General features: G+C 70.2%; 13 protein-coding genes. 5 read left to right on the top strand and 8 right to left on the bottom strand.

Features of this window, described 5'->3' with window-relative positions; translation table 11 throughout:
- Positions 1–6: 6 nt before the first annotated feature.
- The 3 genes from H1D33_RS07525 to H1D33_RS07515 are packed head-to-tail and all read left to right on the top strand — an operon-like array spanning position 7 to position 3,831.
- Positions 7–780 (top strand): hypothetical protein, encoded by a 774-nt coding sequence (locus tag H1D33_RS07525; RefSeq protein ID WP_181572841.1) that lies wholly within the window; start codon positions 7–9, stop codon positions 778–780.
- Entirely contained in the window at positions 777–2,945 is a 2,169-nt protein-coding gene (locus tag H1D33_RS07520; RefSeq protein WP_181568758.1) for a hypothetical protein, read from the top strand. The genes H1D33_RS07525 and H1D33_RS07520 overlap by 4 nt, the downstream gene beginning before the upstream one ends.
- 58 nt (positions 2,946–3,003) lie before the next feature.
- Entirely contained in the window at positions 3,004–3,831 is an 828-nt protein-coding gene (locus tag H1D33_RS07515) for a hypothetical protein (protein ID WP_181568759.1), read from the top strand.
- 79 nt (positions 3,832–3,910) lie between these two features.
- Here the strand turns inward: H1D33_RS07515 and H1D33_RS07510 are convergent, their stop codons facing one another.
- The 5 genes from H1D33_RS07510 to H1D33_RS07490 all read right to left on the bottom strand — a co-directional run bounded on the left by H1D33_RS07510 (position 3,911) and on the right by H1D33_RS07490 (position 10,314).
- Positions 3,911–6,481, bottom strand: coding sequence for a hypothetical protein (locus H1D33_RS07510; RefSeq protein WP_181568760.1), 2,571 nt, complete (start codon positions 6,479–6,481; stop codon positions 3,911–3,913).
- A 315-nt stretch (positions 6,482–6,796) separates the two neighbouring features.
- Complete coding sequence (locus H1D33_RS07505; protein ID WP_181568761.1) at positions 6,797–8,056, bottom strand: hypothetical protein; 1,260 nt, start codon at positions 8,054–8,056, stop codon at positions 6,797–6,799.
- A 51-nt stretch (positions 8,057–8,107) separates the two neighbouring features.
- Positions 8,108–8,929: a DUF7008 domain-containing protein gene (locus tag H1D33_RS07500; RefSeq protein ID WP_181568762.1), complete on the bottom strand. Its 822-nt coding sequence runs from the start codon at positions 8,927–8,929 to the stop codon at positions 8,108–8,110.
- Between the two features lie 36 nt (positions 8,930–8,965).
- Positions 8,966–9,811, bottom strand: a complete 846-nt coding sequence (locus H1D33_RS07495) for an alpha/beta fold hydrolase (protein WP_181568763.1) — start codon at positions 9,809–9,811, stop codon at positions 8,966–8,968.
- A gap of 41 nt (positions 9,812–9,852) precedes the next feature.
- Positions 9,853–10,314 (bottom strand): rhodanese-like domain-containing protein, encoded by a 462-nt coding sequence (locus tag H1D33_RS07490; RefSeq protein WP_181568764.1) that lies wholly within the window; start codon positions 10,312–10,314, stop codon positions 9,853–9,855.
- 71 nt (positions 10,315–10,385) lie between these two features.
- Between H1D33_RS07490 and H1D33_RS07485 the strand changes: the two genes are divergently transcribed.
- Positions 10,386–11,381 carry a helix-turn-helix domain-containing protein gene (locus tag H1D33_RS07485; protein WP_181568765.1) on the top strand — a complete coding sequence of 332 codons (996 nt, stop codon included), beginning with the start codon at positions 10,386–10,388 and terminating at the stop codon, positions 11,379–11,381.
- Positions 11,382–11,513: 132 nt separating this feature from the next.
- Here the strand turns inward: H1D33_RS07485 and H1D33_RS07480 are convergent, their stop codons facing one another.
- The gene (locus H1D33_RS07480; protein ID WP_181568766.1) at positions 11,514–12,059 is read right to left on the bottom strand and encodes a hypothetical protein; all 546 of its coding nucleotides are present in this window, start codon (positions 12,057–12,059) and stop codon (positions 11,514–11,516) included.
- Between the two features lie 4 nt (positions 12,060–12,063).
- A complete protein-coding gene (locus H1D33_RS07475; RefSeq protein WP_307755366.1) occupies positions 12,064–12,666 on the bottom strand; it encodes a hypothetical protein in 603 nt (200 codons plus the stop codon).
- Between the two features lie 439 nt (positions 12,667–13,105).
- Here H1D33_RS07475 and H1D33_RS07470 point away from each other — a divergent pair, with 439 nt between their 5' ends.
- On the top strand, positions 13,106–13,876 hold the full coding sequence (locus H1D33_RS07470; protein ID WP_246411563.1) for a hypothetical protein: 771 nt from the start codon (positions 13,106–13,108) through the stop codon (positions 13,874–13,876).
- A gap of 434 nt (positions 13,877–14,310) precedes the next feature.
- Here the strand turns inward: H1D33_RS07470 and H1D33_RS07465 are convergent, their stop codons facing one another.
- Positions 14,311–16,062 carry an ABC transporter ATP-binding protein gene (locus tag H1D33_RS07465; RefSeq protein ID WP_246411565.1) on the bottom strand — a complete coding sequence of 584 codons (1,752 nt, stop codon included), beginning with the start codon at positions 16,060–16,062 and terminating at the stop codon, positions 14,311–14,313.
- Positions 16,063–16,104: the final 42 nt, after the last annotated feature.

Here is a 16,104-nt window from a genome sequence, read left to right as displayed (position 1 = left end):
GTGGACATGGAGAGCTACAGCGGGCGGGACAACGTCCTGCAGTACCGGGCTCAGATGGCATTCCAGAAAATCATGAAGCACGCCTGTGAGGAGTTGGGCTTCGACCGGGTCAACTGGCTCATCCAGCAGGGCGGCGACGGGGAACTCGCGATCCTTCCTCCCGGAACGAGCGAACGCGCAGTGGTGACCCGGCTAACGCCGGTGGTCGACCGCCTACTGCGTGAGTACAACCGGGGCCTGGCGCCGGAGGCGCGAGTCCGGCTACGAATCGGCATCCACGAGGGCCTGGTCCACCTCGACGGCGCGAACGGCTATCCGGGCGATGCGGTGGTGACCGTCTGCCGGCTGATCGACTCACCACAACTGAAGGCGGCGCTGCGGCGGTTCGCCGGTGCCGCGGTGGCTCTGATCCTCTCTGACCGGATCCACCAGGACATCGTCCGGCACTATCAGGACCTGCGGCCGGAGCACTTCCAACGGGTGGCGGTCCACCTGCCGGAGAAGAACTTCGAAGCCGTCGCCTGGATTTACGTCCCGGGTGAGAACGCCGCCGACGCCGCCATGAACGACGGTGTGGAGGCTCCACGCTCTCGTGACAATCCGGAGGCGGACAGTGACGGTGCCGTTGGCCGTACCAGCCCGGGGCCGCCACCTCAGTCCTCCGGCGGCCAGAGCTTCCACCACATCACCTCGCACGGTGTGAACGCGTTCGGAAACGGCAACGTCATCTCCACCTCGGGCCTAACGGACAACACCGCTGCACGGCGGTCGAACTCGTGACCGAAACTCAGCCAGAAGGGGCCACCAGCGCGCCTGCCGCGCCGGAGGGGGACAGCGGGCGGAAGGCGGTCGTCGAGTATCCGGCTAAGCCGGACGACTCGTCGGTGCGGGTGGAGCACCGGGACCAGCCAGACGGCCGGAAGGAGGACGAGATCCCTCCGGACTCGCTCCGACTGGACCCACGAGTCGGGGAGGATCTGTACGGCCCCTATGCCAGATACTCCCGGCTCAGCGTGAGCGGAGTGAACGCCCTTGGCGACAACAACACCATCCAGCACATCACCTATGAGGGTCAGCCGGCCGCAAAGCCGATCATCCGCGATCTTGTCGGAGTGCCGGCCCTTCTCGAGGTCTACTCCGAGACGGCTGCGTGCGGACGGCTCGCGGATCTGCTGCGTGAACGTTCCACCGCGTGTTTGACCGGCCGTCCTGGCACCGGCCGATTCAGCACCGCGTGCGCCGCGCTGGCGCAGCGTCACGACCCACTTCGCGTACACGAGGTGCTGCTGCCGGACGAGGTGGGGCCGGGGGCGCTCCGCCACGCGACGGACAACCTCGATGAAGATCATGGCTACGTCCTTCGGCTACCTGGTGACAAACACGTTGAGGCGATGCGCTCACTGGCAGACGTCTTCCGACAACACTCGGCCAGCCTGCTCCTCATTCGGGATGACGACCTACCTATCGACAACAGGCACAGCGCGGAGGTCCCGCACCGCGGACCGGACCCATTAGCCGTCTTCCGCCAGCACCTGCGGCACTACCTGCGCCGTCATGCCGGACTGGACGACGAGGAAGCCGGGCGACACGTCGAGACGTACGTTCAGATCGAGAATCTGGCCACATCGATCGAAAGCACGTACGGGCCACGTGAGGTGGTGCCACTCGCACTTGCTGTCGCGCGTCGCCATCCCGCTGGCGATGACGCAGTCGCCGAGATCGTGGGAATGTCCCAACCGAGGCGAAGGAAACGCGCCGCCGAGATCCTCCGTTCCGGGGCCACCGAGGGAGAACGCCGTCCTCGAAGAGTCGACCAGCACGAACGGGCCTTCCGCATCGCGTACGCCGTCTTCGCTCGGCAACCGCTCCACTACGTCTTCGAAGCCGCGGGCCTACTCCTCGAAGAGATCGATGGGCAAGCCAAACGGCCGGAGTGGGGCCGGATGGCATTGCAGTATCCGGTGTCCGAACTGCTGGGGCCACTCGACGTCGACTGGCGGAATGGGCGGGAGTCCGTACGCTCACAGGGCGGTGTGTCCCGGTCGGCATGGCTGCACGACGGCGCCATGCGGGGCGCCATCATCGACGAGGCATGGCACGAGTTCGACAGCACAAGGCCCGCCCTACTCAAGTGGCTCGACACCCTGGTCGCTTCCGATGACGAGGCCGTGCGCCACGGGGCCGCCGAGGTGGCGGGGTTGCTTGCTCACCACGACTTCGATCGCGTCTGCGCAGACCTGATCGACGGATGGGCTGCCGCGCCGAGGCCCCGGATCCGCGAAGCCGCGGCCAGGGCGATCGTCGCGGCGGACATGGGTGGATACGTGCGCCACCTCGTCCGCCATAAGGTACGCGACTGGGCCGGCGGTCATCGCAACTACCAACGGGACACGGCCGCCCTCGTCTACGCCAGTGGACTTCAACAACCTGACCTGAGCTGGAGTCTGGCAGACCTCCGCCGCATAGCCGGGGACCGGATGCAGCAACACACCTGGGCGGTGGCCGAGAGTGTGTATCAGCTATACAACCACTCTCCCGACCAGACGAATCAGATCGTCTTGGAGTTGGCCCGATGGTCGGACGACCGCCAGTTGCGGCGGCACGCCGGCAACGCCTTCCTCGCCCTGGCTGAGAATCTGTCCAGTGCGGGACCCATCCTGATGACGAAGCTCGCAGCGAATGAAGTCGACACCGCTGCTCTCAGTCGACTATGGGAGGTGGCGCTGCTCGCCACGGTCCCCGCCCGCCGGGCTTGGCGGATCCTCGGTCAGTGGCTGCATGAGGCCGAGTCAGATGACGCCCTCCGCAAGTCCATCGGCATGCTGGTGACCGACCTGGCTGCCATGCCGGCCCTACGGCGTCGTCTGGAGTTTCATCTCGTACGACTCGACGAGTTTCAGAGCGGCCTGCCCGGGTGGCTCGTGAATGCAATCAGGGGGTGGTGACATGACGGACCTTATTGGCGCAAAGGAGCCCCGAGCGGGGTTCTGGCGGAGGGCGGGGATGTGGTTCCTGGCGCTGTGGCGTCGTCTGCTCGTGCTGCTGCAGGGGCCGGAGCCCGTTGCGGCACCGATCTCGTCGGCACCACCGCCGCCGCCACCCGGCCGGCTGACGGAACGACGGGAGATCTCAACGCCGATCGTCGTACCGGCCCGCGGTTATGTCTTCACGTTCCGCATCCGTGCCATGTTCGTCTGGTCGTCCAACGGCATCCCTCGGGAGATGCTGAGCGGATCCGCGCAGTACTTCATGCCCTACGCCGTTCGCGCTCTGACCAATCTCGCCGCGGCTCGCGCCCGCAACTTCGCCGCTCATCGAGCCCGTGACCTGGAGGTGGAGTTGCAGCGTGAGCTTGCCGCGACCGGACCGTGGCGCTACGAACGCGGCGGCGCAGAGGTCGCCTGCAAACCGTACGTCTGGGTGGAACTGGACGAGGGAGTCAAGCAGGCGGTTCGTCCCTATTGGGAACAGCTCATCAAGCTCGACTGCGAGTACGACGTCGACGTGAAGCGCGCGCAGAACGCTGATCGGCTCAGCCGGCAGTGGCTGTCGATCCTGGGGAAGCTGGTGGACAATCCGGCGGCCGGCGGCGCGGCCAAGATGACCGATGAGAACTTTGCCGCCGTCGTCCAGGAACTCATCGCCCAACAGCAGGCAGCCACGCAGCGACTCAATGACCTGATCGAGGATGGCCTCCGCAGCGACGACGAGTACGAGAGGAAGACCTCGTTCGACCTCCTCGCCGAGCGGCTGAAGTCGCACGGGCGGGCAGCGTCGGCCGAACCGCGGGAGCCGTCCCGAAACGGTGCATCACCGAGGCCCGGCGACTGATCAAGGGCGGGCGGTCGCGCTTCCGTCGGCGGGCGTAGGCCCGCACCACGCTCGCTGGCGGCCGTGGGACTCGTCGCAGTCAGCGTGCCCGGCGGTGACGCCGCACGTAGGTGAAGCCCTCGGGAAGGTCCCGGTCCACCACCTCCGAGGCAAGGACGGCGTCCCGGTGGGCCTCAACCTGCTCGGCGGATGCCTGCGCGCCGGGTGGGAGGCGCCGAACGAAGCCCGTGACCCAGTGACCTCGACGGTGGCGGTGCCATTCGTTGGCGGTTTGGCGTTGCGGCGTCACGGACTGAATCTGCGGCACGTACCGCAGCAGCAGGGTACGAACGTGGCCCGGTCGGGGCGGATACCAGGGTCGACCGTCGTGATCAACGCTGCCTTCCACCCGGAGCAGCCGGCCCCCGAGGAGGAGCTGTTCCACCGCTGGGCCTATCCGGTCCGCGCGGTGCCGCGGCAGACCGAGATCCAGGCAGTTCCGCACCAGGGCGTCCTCGGCAAGAACGGCTTCGCCATCCACGCTGAGATAGCCCAGTTTGCGCAGCGTCCGCATCGCCCAGCTCGCATCCGACAGGTCCGGTACGTCGCGATCCTGGTCAGACCCCGGGGCTGTCTCGCGCGTGACGACCTGACGGTCGTAGTGGTGCTGGAACTCGACATCGTCCACTTGCTCGGGGCGCGGCAACCGAGCTGTGCGAGCGCCGATGTCAGCACTGCCGCACCGCCACTTGAAGGTGACCAAGGTCCCGGGCAGAAGCCCCTTTGGCCATTGAATGCCGCTGATCTCCCATTGCCCGCCCCGGCGACGTAAGGCCACGGTCTGGATCGCGGCGGCCGGAGCTGGTCCTTGCTCCTGGTGGTCGAGCCGGAGCCTCAGTCGTCGGTCACCCCTCGACGGCAGCTCACCGTCGGGAAGCAAACACCAGCCACCCTGAAGATGCATCCGGTACAGGGCCGTCTGCCACACCAAATCGTCGTTGTTCTGCGCGCTGCCCGACAACCACCACGCGTGATCATCTTCCTCGGCCGGAGCCATCAGGTGTTGGTCTAGCGCTCGGCCGAAGCTCTGCGAGACCCGGTCGGCCTCGGCCTGGACAACGGCACGCGGCTCGGATCCTCTGCCGGCCCGCGACGCCAGGTCGGCGAGGTGGGCGGCAGCAGCCGCTCCACCATGTCGCTCCAGACAGGAGTCGGCGGAGACCAGGAGCCGCCTTCGATGCCTGATCACCTCCGCCAGCAGTTGCCGCGTGTGCCTCGCGACCGGGAAGCCGAGCGCCCCGGACACGACACCCGTCCGCAGGACGTGGCCGACAGCCTCGGCAGCACGATCATCTCGACAGACGACCTGGACGGTCGACGTCCCGGTAACGAGATCGAGCGCGGTGCGGCAGATGGCCTGGACTCCGCAATCCTGGACATCGACAGCTCGATCGGTGCCCGTGCGAAGTTCGCCTTCCTCGGTCAGCCAGGCATACCCGAAGACTCCGGTGCTCTGGTCGAAGTCGACGGCCACCACTGCGGTCAGACCCGCGGATTCCCGAGGAACCTGTCGCCGTACGGCTTCGCAGACGAACGCCTCAGACGGATCATCGGGGGCATTCGCCACGCCGGCGGTGGGCGTCACGGCCTCCGTCTCTCCGATTTCGCCCTCGGCTCTCCGCGGCAGGTCGACCGGCTCGAGGCGCGAGCGGACGACCCGGGCGATCGACGATGCGCAGCCGGCATGGTCCGCTCGGGAAGGCTGCTTCGAGCAGTTCTTCCGGTGCTCCTCGAACACCCGGTCGACCTGTCGGGCCAGGGCCGGGTCTGACTGCCGCACTGCCCTCGACGCCTCGGTCCCGGCCTCGACGCGTGCCGTCCGCACCTTCCGGACACGGTGGAGATGGCCTGCCTGAGCCCGCATCTCGGCCACCATGAGTTGTGCTTCCAGGCACCGCGCGCTGCCTCGGGCGTACGCCTCGGCGGCCCGACGCAAACGCGGCACGACGCCCTTTCCGCCCCTGGAGAATTCGGCCTCGAGAATGTGGCGAGCGCCCACGAGTTCGGTGAGGATCTCCTCGGTGCAGGCCACCCACTGCTCCGCGACCGCGGGGTGGGCCAGCCACTGGTCATGCTCCCAGCGGTTGACCTCGGCGACGGTTTCCCGGGTGAAACCGGCGACGTCCAGCTTGCGCAGGCGCTTGACCTCGGCGGGCAGCTCGGGATGCCTCTTGTCGTGACTCTGCAACCATCTCCAGACGTCCGAGGTCGGAGGTTCGAGCGAATCCGACCGGATGCCACGGCGGCGCAGCGCCTTCGTGAACGCCTCCTCGAAGGCTTGAGGGGCGACCCGACGGATGACCCGAGCCTCCACTGGCTCTTCGACCGCACCACCGGGTGCCGGCTGGCTTCGGGCGTGGCAGGTCGCACGGAAGGTGTCGACGGCTTCTATCCGGTGAAGTGCGAGCTCTTCGCGGGTCGCGGCCAGTTCCTCGGCTTCGCTCCCGCCGAGCCGGGCTATCCGTTCGTCCATATCGACAAGCAGTTCGGCATACCGGATCGCGGCGATGGATGAGGGTTCGCCGGCACATCGACGGTGCAGCTCCTGTTCGGATGGGGAGAGCTGCTTGCCCTCGGCGACGGACCGGTGCATGGCGGCGAGCCAGACCATGTCCCTGGGCAGAGGGCTCGCGGCGGTCGGCTGGGGTCGGCTCTCGCTCCGGGGCCCTGGATCGCGCTGCACGGCTGTCCCTTGCCGGGCGGCCTGCGGTGCCGCCTGCCGCCCGTGGCAGCCGCTGCAGAGCAACTGCGACCAGTCACCGGAGACCGTCACGACGGAGTTCGACATGGTGGTGCGCCGGCAGGTCACACACCGGAACGTCAGCGGCTTGTCCAGGGTGTACCGCCGCAGCCTGCCCCGTATGGGGTGAACCTTCCTGATCTGGTACCCGGAAGGGGGTCGGGAGACCATGCTGGGTTCCGGGGCTCAGTTGTTCGACTCGGCACGCCCGCCCGAATCTTCCTCGTCGCTGCCGCCGCGGCGGAGGGTTCGCTCGGCGATCCGGCTGGAGAGCCTTCCGGTCACCCACTTGGCCCGGTCGAGCGTCTCGTTGCCCAGGCGCACAGCGGCGCCAACGCCTTCGGCTCCAGTGTCAAGGGCCTTATCCCGCACCTCCTTCGCCGCGTCCGCCCATCGCCTCGCCTCCGACGACTGGCGGTCGCCCTCGATACCGAGCAACCCGTGAAAGTCGACGATGGCGATCGAGACCTGGTTGCTCGACTGCACCACCGCCGGCGAGTCCATCGGATTCAACAGCACCTTGGTGTTGGCCCTGGCGGCGGCCGCATCCATCCGGTCGAGCAGTCGCGCGGTGCACCGTGACATGAGGTCCAGCCGGTTCTGCCGGGCAGTCTTCAGCCCGAGGCGATGCCCGTCCAGCTCCTCCGGGCACGCGTCCAGCACCCGATCGAGTTCGAGCACGGCGACCGCGTCCTGCAGTTGGAAGCAGCGCGCCAGGACGGCGAGCCACTCGCGGCCCTTCGACTCAGCCTCCCTGGCCGCCTTGGCGAGGTCACCTATCGAGGCCTTGCTTTCCAGCTTCTCCGCGAGCGCGTCGAGCTGACGCAGCGCGTAAGCCTGGGTCTCGGCGATCGCCGCCGGCGCACCCTGCACCTTGGACCACGTGACCTCGTCGACCCGACCCTCCGCATCCCGGACGGTCATGGACTCCTCGATGACAAGGCCGACTCCGATCATGCGAGCCAGCACCGCGTCCTTCTGGGCGCGAAGCACGTCGTCGACCTTCTCGTCGATCACGGCGAGATAGTCGGTGATCTCCTTCATGCTCTGCTGCATGGCAAGCTGGGCCATGATGCCGGCGGCGCCGGCCAGCATCGCCGGGTTGCCCGCCACCGACGCCTTGTCAAACTGGAGCCATGACTTGATTGAGCCGGGCTTGCCGACCATGGCGTGGCTGACGCCCGGCGTTTTGGTCGGCGTCAGTCCGTGTTTCTGCACGAGCTGTGCGGACTCCTTGGTCAGTTTCATCCAGCGACCCGAGTGGGCGGCGATGTCGGAACCCGCCTGCACTACGGCGGCCCCGGCGTGGAGAGCAGGCCCGAGCCGACGCAGTCCGAGGTCCTTCGACGGCAGTCCCTCGGAGACAAGGAAGCGCTCGACGGCGGCCGAATCACCGATGACCGCCAGCCCGTCACCGTCACTGATCAGCTGAATCTCGTCGTTCATTGTCCGACTCCTGACGTGCGCGAGGGGATGGACGGGGCGCCTACTACTCGTTCACTGCTTGGTTCTGCGGCCGCTGGTGGCCTTCGGCGGGCGCCACGAAGTGAGTGCCTCATCGGTGAGGTGTAGCCGATTGGTCGTCTCGGCAAGGAAGCCGGCGTAGATGTCCGCCGGCGAGGCACCCCACGTCGGGTCGAACTCGCCGTACCAGTGGCGTACCCAGGGCAGGATCTCGCGCAATCCCGCGACCAGCGGCAAGAGCCGGTCGGCGGCCCAGCCATCCTCCTGCTCGCGGGCGACGACCGGGGTGGCGAGGGCCTGGGCATGCTCGCGGTGGTCCCGGCCGGCCCAGCCGACCAGCAGGGATGGGTCACCGTCGCGGCGGGCATCGGGGTACAAGACGAAGCGTCCTTGGGTTACGTCGAGCTTGCCCCAGTGCTTGCAGTAGCCGCCCTTGAGGAAATCCGCCGAGGTGCACTTCGGCGGCACCGGGATCCCCTTGCGTAACTCCCGCTTCGCGGCCTCGTCGGGCAGCGCGTCCTCCTGCCGTTGCAGGTCCCACATCTGCTCCCAGTCGGCCCGCTTAGCCAGCCCCGGCTCCTTGTAGCGCAAGTCGGCCAGGTGCGGCGCGTGCTCGTCGGCGATCAGGTCGGCACTCACCTTGCCGAGATCCCGACCGGGCGCGTAGATGCCGGCGACGGTGAGCGCGTCGTCGTCGCGGCGCAGCTCGTCGACTGACTCGGCCTGCTCCCGCAGGTCCTTTTCCAGCTTCTTGGCCTGCTTCTGCAGGTCAAGAAGAGCAGTTTCCGGTCGGTCACGCGAAGACTCTAGCCGTCCCGTCGACGGGACGGGGGTACCCGTACGTACCGAGCTCATCGACAGGCCGCTACCGATTCAGGTTCGGACGACGGCTCACGCCGTCGCGTCGATGAAGGTGGTGACCGCTAGACGGAAGTCGTACGGACTCTCGACCCACGGCAGATGACCGGATCCGGGGAGGCTCACCCGCTCGCAGTTCGACAGCGCTTGGTGCAGCGAGTCGACTCCCGAGCGGGGACGGATGTCCTCCGGGCCGTCGATAATTAGCACGGGTAGGTCGAGCGCCCGGCACCGCGCGGCCAGGTCGGCCTCTCTCAGCTCCCGTTTCACCTCGGCGTTGACGGCCCGGTTGCAGTCGCGGTTGAGACCCAGCCAGGGCGTGGCCATGTCCTCGGCGTGTCGCAGCGCGGTGTCCGGGTCGGCGAAGTCGGCCGACCACTGCAGGACCGCCTGCTCGCGTTCCACGGCCGGAGTGTGCGGGCCGGCCTCCAGCGCCTCCCACCGGTCCCGATGAGGTTCGAGCCGCCGCCGGAGATTCCGCTCGTAGTGCGGGTGCCAGCCGCGTTCCGGGTCGATGCCGGTGCCGGAGACGTAGACCAGGTGACTGACCCGCTCGGGGTGGTCGAGCGCGTACCGCAGGGCCAGGTGCGCGCCCCACGAATGGCCGAGCACCGCGACCCGGGGACCGCCGAGTTGCTCGCGGACCGCGTCGAGGTCGGCGACGAAACGGTCGACCGTGTACGGCCCGCGCCGCTCGGAGCGCCCACACCCGCGCTGGTCCCACCGGATGACGCGGACGCGGTCGTCGAGCAGCCGGGCGACCGGGCCGAGGTAGTCCCACATGCCCGGACCGCCGTGACACAGCACCAGCGGCGGCCCGGCGCCGGCCTGGTCGGCCCACAGGCGACAACCATCTTCGGTACGCACGACCACGGCCATCCGGGACAGTATGACGGGCGCCCGGAGTGGGGCGCCGCGTCTCAGCAGCCGCAGCCGGCCGCCGCCCGCAGCGGCGCGGTCAACGGGTCGACCGGCCGGCTCACCACACCGGCGGCGCTCTCCACCGGGAAACCCTCCCGCACCCAGTACTCGTATCCGCCGAGCATCTCCTTGACATGGTGACCGAGTCGGGCGAAGGCCAGCGCGGCACGGGTGGCGCCGTTGCAACCCGGCCCCCAGCAGTAGGTGACGACCACCGCGCCCGGCGGGACCAGGTCCGCCGCTCGCGCCGGGACCTCCGTGGTGGGCAGGTGCACCGCGCCGGGCAGGTGACCCTGGTCCCACGCCTCGGCACTGCGCGAGTCGACCACGAGCAATCCGGTCACGGCGGTGTGCAGATCGGCGTGCACGTCGCTGACGTCGGTCTCGAAGCTCAGTCGGGCGGCGAAGTGGGCGGCCGCGGCGGCGGGATCGGCCGGGGCGGCGGAAAGTACGGAAGACATGGCCTCGATGCTTGCCGAAGCGTCGTCCGGCGGGCAGTGGCGACAGTGCCGACATCCGCTAAGTTCGCGCCATGACCGTGGCACCCGCCGGGAACGACGCCGGCCGGAGCGTGGCGGTGCTGGCCTACGACGGGATGTCCGCCTTCGAGCTGGGCATCGTGACGGAGGTGTTCGGGCTGCCCCGGCCGGAACTCGACGTCGGCTGGTACGACCTCGCGGTCTGCGCCGAGCGCCCGGAGCCGGTGCGGATGCTCGGCGGCGCCACGCTGTCCACCGCCAACGGGCTGGACGTGTTCGAGTCCGCGCAGACTGTGATCGTTCCCGGGGTCGGCGACGTGCACGGCGCGCTCTCGCCCGCGGTGACCGCCGCGTTGCGCCGGGCGCGCCGGCGCGGAGCCCGGATCGTCTCGATCTGTTCGGGCGCGTTCGCGCTGGCCGCCGCCGGGCTGCTCGACGGCCGGCGCGCCACCACCCACTGGCGCTACGCGGAGCTGCTGCAGAGACGCTTCCCTCTGGTCCGGGTCGACCCGAACGTCCTCTACGTCGACGACGACGGTGTGCTGAGCAGCGCCGGCAGCGCGGCCGGGCTCGACCTGTGCGTCCACCTGATCCGCACCGACTTCGGCCCCACCGTCGCCAACGCGGTGGCCCGCCGGCTGGTCATTCCGCCGCACCGCGACGGCGGACAGGCGCAGTTCATCGAGACTCCGGTCGCGGTCGGTCACGACGACGACCGGATCAGCCGGAGCATGGCGTGGGCGATGAGCAACCTCGACCGGCCCCTCACCGTCGGCGAACTCGCCCGGCAGGCGCACATGTCGACCCGCACCTACCTGCGTCACTTCAAGCTCGCCAGCGGAACCAGCCCGATCCGGTGGCTGGTCGCGCAGCGGATCCAGGCGAGCCTGGCGCTGCTCGAGACGACCACCGCGTCGATCGACGAGATCGCCGCCGCGACGGGCTTCGAGAGCGCGGTGACCTATCGGCACCACTTCGCGCGGGCGATGAGGACCTCGCCATCGGCGTACCGGCGGGCCTTCCGGGTCGCGGCGGTGGGGACGAGCTGACGTACACCGGTGGGACCTGGCTGGCCGCTGACGTCCCGGCCCGGCGTGGCGTCGCCGTTGCGGAGCGGAGGTCGTCGTCCAGTTCGCGGGGCCGCGGAGGGCTGTGGAGCCGACGCCGCGCCGCCGGACGGCTCAGCCCCGGGTGCAGGCGAACAGCGTGCGGGCGTCGGCCTCGGTCGGCTCGAGCGGTCGGGCCGCGAGGTAGGCGGACAGGTCGCGGAAGTCGGCGGTGGCGTTGTGCACGCACGCCGCCAGCGCGCCGTCGAGCAGATCGCGCGCGGAGCGCGTAGCGGGCGCGGTCGCGTCCTCGATCGGTGGGACGCTGAGGTCCCGGGTGAACACCACGTGGCAGGCGTGCCGGTCGGGCGCGACGACGCAACGGTAGTTGCCCTCTTCGGTCAACTGGTTCCTGATGTCCGCCCAGACCGTCGCCTCGGACACGTCCGTCACGTCGGCACCGGCCGCGCAGGCCGTCCGGACGCGGCAGCGGGTCGGGTCTCCCGGGGCGACCGCGACCTGGGCCAGCGCCAGGCCGCCGCGGTGGAACACGGCGAAGCCCTGCACATCCGGGGTACGACGGAGGACGCCGGGGGTCCAGACCCGGTCGTAGCGCCGCTCGGCGAGGGACCTGAGAAACTCCACGGTCCGGCCGGCGGCCTGCCGCGCCTCCACGCCCATCCGGTCAGTCCCGCCCCGCCACCGGCACGGCGAGCCAGCGGAACTGGCCGTGGCGTCCGGGCAGGCGGGTGAAGTCCTGCCAGTCGAGCCGGTAGTCGCCGGTCAGGTGGCGCTCGTTCGGCAGGAAGTAGCGGCCGTCGACGCCCCACCGGAGCGCGCCGGTGAGTCGCCGGCCGTTGTGCAGCCGGAACTCGCGGTCCCGGGTGGGCTGGTCGGTGGCGGGCGCCCGCCACAGCGCGTGGTCGTTGGTGAGCAGGAGGGCCAGCCCGTTCGTCCCGTCCCGGCCGGTGCCGCAGAGGGCTTCCAGCCGCTCGACGTCGGCGACGAAGCGATTCCGTACGATCTCCGCGGCGGTGTGGCTGCGCAGGCCGTACTCCTCGCCGGTGCGTGGGTCGGCGCCGTTCCAGCGGATGGTGACGTAGGTCAGTTCGATCGCCGTCCGGCCGCCCGGGCCGTGGCAGAGCAGGTCCAGGTCCTCGTGCTGCTCCTGCCGCACCGCGAGGCGGACGCGCACGCCGCCGTCGAGCCGGCGCACCGTCCAGGCGAACGCGTGCTGGAAGTCGGCCTCGGAGTGGAACAGGGACCGCTCGGTACTCAACTCCGCCATGACACTCGCGACCGGTACGGCTCCGGCGATCAGCATTCCCACCCCACAGTGACGGCTGCATCGGACCGGCGGCGCCCCACCGTCGGTCCGATGGCGGAGCCTCACGCTACGGAGCGCGACCTGGCGGAATCAAGACGTCACGCGGAGATCGGCGTCCGGTCTGGACGGTCGGTCCCGTCAACGGGACCGACCGCATGAGCACGCTAACAGACTCTCGGCTCCAAGTCCCGCCGATAGGACCAGGGGAGGCGTCGTCCGATCGGCCGATCAGGTATCCCGAGGAGCCGCCCGCGCGGCTGCCCGACACGGCCGGCCCCGGTTGTTAGGTTGGATCGCGGGTCGCCGCACACGACGATCCACGCACCCCTCGCCCGACCGGCCCGGAAGCCGCCGAACCCGACTTCCGGGCGGGTGGCTGCCGCCCGGCGGAGGGGGTGCGATGACCGGAGAGCCGGACGACCCCGGCCGTCGGCCGACGCCCGGCGTACCCGTCGACGGCCGGCGGCGACGCTGGGCCGCCCGGGCGCGGGCGCTCGGGGACGCGGCGCGCTCGCGTACCCGCAGGTTCTGGGCCGGCGCGCAGCCGACGCTGCGGCAGCTCTGGTGGTCGGAGGCGCCGGCAACGCCGGTGACCACCGTCGACCGGCGGTTCCCGGAGCCGCTGGTGGCGCCGGCGCAGGGACAGGTCTACGTGTTCCTGGTCCGCGCCACCTTCACCTGGTCCTCCGACACCGCCCGGCCGGAGCTGTTCGGCTGGTACGTCGACTACTTCCAGCCGCAGGCCACGCAGCGGCTGCGCCGCCTGGCGGTCCGCTGCGCGGTCGAGGTGCCGCCGCACCGGCCGGGCGAGCTGCTCGCCGCATTGACCGCGGCGCTGGCCGCCGACGATCCGCCACCCTGGACGTACGCTCGCGGTGAGGTGTCGTTCGCCTGCGAGCCGGACGTGACGGTGCACCTGGACGAGCGGGTCCGTCGGCTGCTCCAGCCGTACTGGGAGCAGCGCATCGCGCTGGAGTGCGAGCGCGACCTGGCCCGGCGGCGCATCGAGTACGCCCAGGAACGCGACCGCAGCACCCCACCCGACCCGCCGCCCCCGCGCCCCGCCGCTCCGATCCCACCCGACCGGACCCGACAGACCCGAGCCGACCACCCCGGAACCCCGCACCCCCGGCAACCACACGCCGCAACCCCCGCCCCGACACCCCGGTAGAAACGTTCACCCCCTGGAGCCCTTACTCCCCCACCCCCACCCCGGACCCCCACCCCAGCGCGTCGATCATGAAGTTGACGGCAAACCTCGTCCGTTTCGTCCCCGCCAACTTCATGATCGACGCATCCCCGTGGCCCCGCTCCGACCCCGAGGGCGGCGATCTTGCAGTTACGGCCCCCGAAATATCAGTTTTCGGCCGTTCTGCCGGGGCAGTAACTGCAAGATCGACGGGCAGGGCGGGCGGCAGGCGTGATCAAGGAGTTGGCGTCGCCGCGGAGATCGACTCCGACGCGAACTCCTTGCTCACGGGTTCGGTTCCGGTTGGGCGGTCACTCGTCTGGGCCGTGGTCGGGGTGCGAGCTTCGGTCCTGGGGTGCGGTGTGGGACAGCGACACACCTGACGGTTCCTCGCGGTCGGGTGGGGAGGGGGTCGGTCAGCCGAGCAGGGTGGCGTAGCGGCCCTGGTGGGTGAGCAGGGACTGGTGGGTGCCGGACTCGATGATGCGGCCGTGGTCGAGCACGGCGATCCGGTCGGCGTCGCGGACCGTGGAGAGGCGGTGCGCGATGGTCACCACGGTACGGCCCCGGGCCAGCTCGTCCAGGGCCCGCTGCACGGCGCGCTCGGTCTCGGTGTCCAGCGCGCTGGTCGCCTCGTCGAGGATCAGGATCCGCGGGTCGCGCAGCAGCGTCCGGGCGATGGCCAGGCGCTGCTGCTCGCCGCCGGAGAAGCGGTGGCCGCGGGAGCCGACCATGGTGTCGTACCCGTCGGGCAGCGCGGCGATCACGTGGTGGATCCGGGCGGCGCGGGCGGCGGCCTCGATGTCGGCGTCGGTGGCGTCGGGTCGGGCGTACCGCAGGTTGTCGCGCACGGTGGCGTGCAGCAGGTAGGTCTCCTGGCTGACCACGCCCACGACGGCGGCCAGGTCGGCCAGGCGCAGGTCGCGCAGGTCGACGCCGTCGATGGTGATCCGGCCGGCGTCCGGGTCGTGCAGCCGGCTGAGCAGGGCGGCGAGCGTGCTCTTGCCGGAGCCGGTCTCGCCGACCAGGGCCAGGCTGGTGCCGGCCGGGACGTCCAGGCTGACGCCGGCGAGGGCGGCGGTGTCGCTGCCCGGGTAGCTGAAGGTGACGTCCTCGACGCGCAGGTGGCCGCGGACCGTGGCCGGGTCCAGCGTCGCCGGGCGGGCCGGCTCGGCGACCTCCACCGGCAGGTCGAGGTATTCGAAGATGCGGGCGAACAGCGCGAGCGAGGCGGTCAGCGTGACGCCGACGTTGAGCAGGCCCATCAGCGGGCGGAACAGGTTGCCCTGCAGCGCGGTGAACGCGACGAGCGTGCCGATGGTGAGCGTGCCGGCGGTGCCGGGCAGGCCGGCGCCCAGGTAGATCACGGCGGGGATGGCGGCGAAGACGACCGTCATGGCGGCCATCCGCCAGCGACCGGCCAGCTCGGAGCGCAGCTCCAGGTCGACGAGGCGGGCCGAGGAGGTGGTGAACCGGTCGACCAGGGCCGTGCCGGTGCCGAGCGTCTTGGCCAGCCGGACACCGCTGACCGACAGGCCCTCCTCGATGGTGACGGTGAGGTCGGCCAGCTCCCGCTGGCGGCGGGCGGTGATCTCGCGGCGCAGCCGGGCGACCCGGCGGGTGAGCCAGAGCGCGGGCGGCAGCACGACCAGCGAGACGAGCGTGAGTCGCCAGCTCAGCGCCAGCATGGCGACGACGGTGGCGACGACGGTGGTGAGGTTGGCGGCGATCGAGGTGGCGGTGGAGGTGACCACGGACTGCATGCCGCCGATGTCGTTGGTGATGCGCGACTGCACCTCGCCGGTGCGGGTGCGCACGAAGAAGCCGATCGACTGGCGTTGGAGGTGGGCGAAGACGTCGGTGCGCAGCCGGTGCATGACCTCCTGGCCGACCCGGGTGGAGATCCAGGTCTGGGCGACGCCGAGCACGGCGGTCACCGCGGCGACCGCGACCATGGCCGCGACCAGCCAGGCCAGCAGCGTCAGGTCACGGTCGGGCAGGGCCCGGTCGATGACGGTACGCAGCAGGAACGGCGACGCCATCGCGATGATCGAGGACGCCACGATGATCGCCACCACGGCGGCGAGCGGGCCGCGGTGGGCGGTGAAGAGGCCGCCGATGCGGCGCAGGGACACGTCACGGGCCTGGGCCTTCTCGGCGGCGGACACGGTTCGGCCGGTTCCACGGCCGTCGGGGGTGCGAGCCAAGGG

The sequence above is a fragment of the Micromonospora ferruginea genome (assembly GCF_013694245.2).
GTDB classification, from domain to species: domain Bacteria; phylum Actinomycetota; class Actinomycetes; order Mycobacteriales; family Micromonosporaceae; genus Micromonospora; species Micromonospora robiginosa.
Note: the sequence above shows the minus strand (reverse complement) of the source record. Positions and strands in the feature narration are given on the sequence as shown.

Excerpts from the sequence above, each read along its gene's own strand:
- H1D33_RS07525 (WP_181572841.1), top strand. The coding sequence starts at position 7 with ATGGAGAGCTACAGCGGGCGGGACAACGTCCTGCAGTACCGGGCTCAG.
- H1D33_RS07515 (WP_181568759.1), top strand. The coding sequence starts at position 3,004 with ATGTGGTTCCTGGCGCTGTGGCGTCGTCTGCTCGTGCTGCTGCAGGGG.
- H1D33_RS07510 (WP_181568760.1), bottom strand. The coding sequence starts at position 6,481 with ATGGTCTGGCTCGCCGCCATGCACCGGTCCGTCGCCGAGGGCAAGCAG.
- H1D33_RS07505 (WP_181568761.1), bottom strand. The coding sequence starts at position 8,056 with ATGAACGACGAGATTCAGCTGATCAGTGACGGTGACGGGCTGGCGGTC.
- H1D33_RS07500 (WP_181568762.1), bottom strand. The coding sequence starts at position 8,929 with ATGAGCTCGGTACGTACGGGTACCCCCGTCCCGTCGACGGGACGGCTA.
- H1D33_RS07495 (WP_181568763.1), bottom strand. The coding sequence starts at position 9,811 with ATGGCCGTGGTCGTGCGTACCGAAGATGGTTGTCGCCTGTGGGCCGAC.
- H1D33_RS07490 (WP_181568764.1), bottom strand. The coding sequence starts at position 10,314 with ATGTCTTCCGTACTTTCCGCCGCCCCGGCCGATCCCGCCGCCGCGGCC.
- H1D33_RS07485 (WP_181568765.1), top strand. The coding sequence starts at position 10,386 with ATGACCGTGGCACCCGCCGGGAACGACGCCGGCCGGAGCGTGGCGGTG.
- H1D33_RS07480 (WP_181568766.1), bottom strand. The coding sequence starts at position 12,059 with ATGGGCGTGGAGGCGCGGCAGGCCGCCGGCCGGACCGTGGAGTTTCTC.
- H1D33_RS07475 (WP_307755366.1), bottom strand. The coding sequence starts at position 12,666 with ATGGCGGAGTTGAGTACCGAGCGGTCCCTGTTCCACTCCGAGGCCGAC.
- H1D33_RS07470 (WP_246411563.1), top strand. The coding sequence starts at position 13,106 with ATGACCGGAGAGCCGGACGACCCCGGCCGTCGGCCGACGCCCGGCGTA.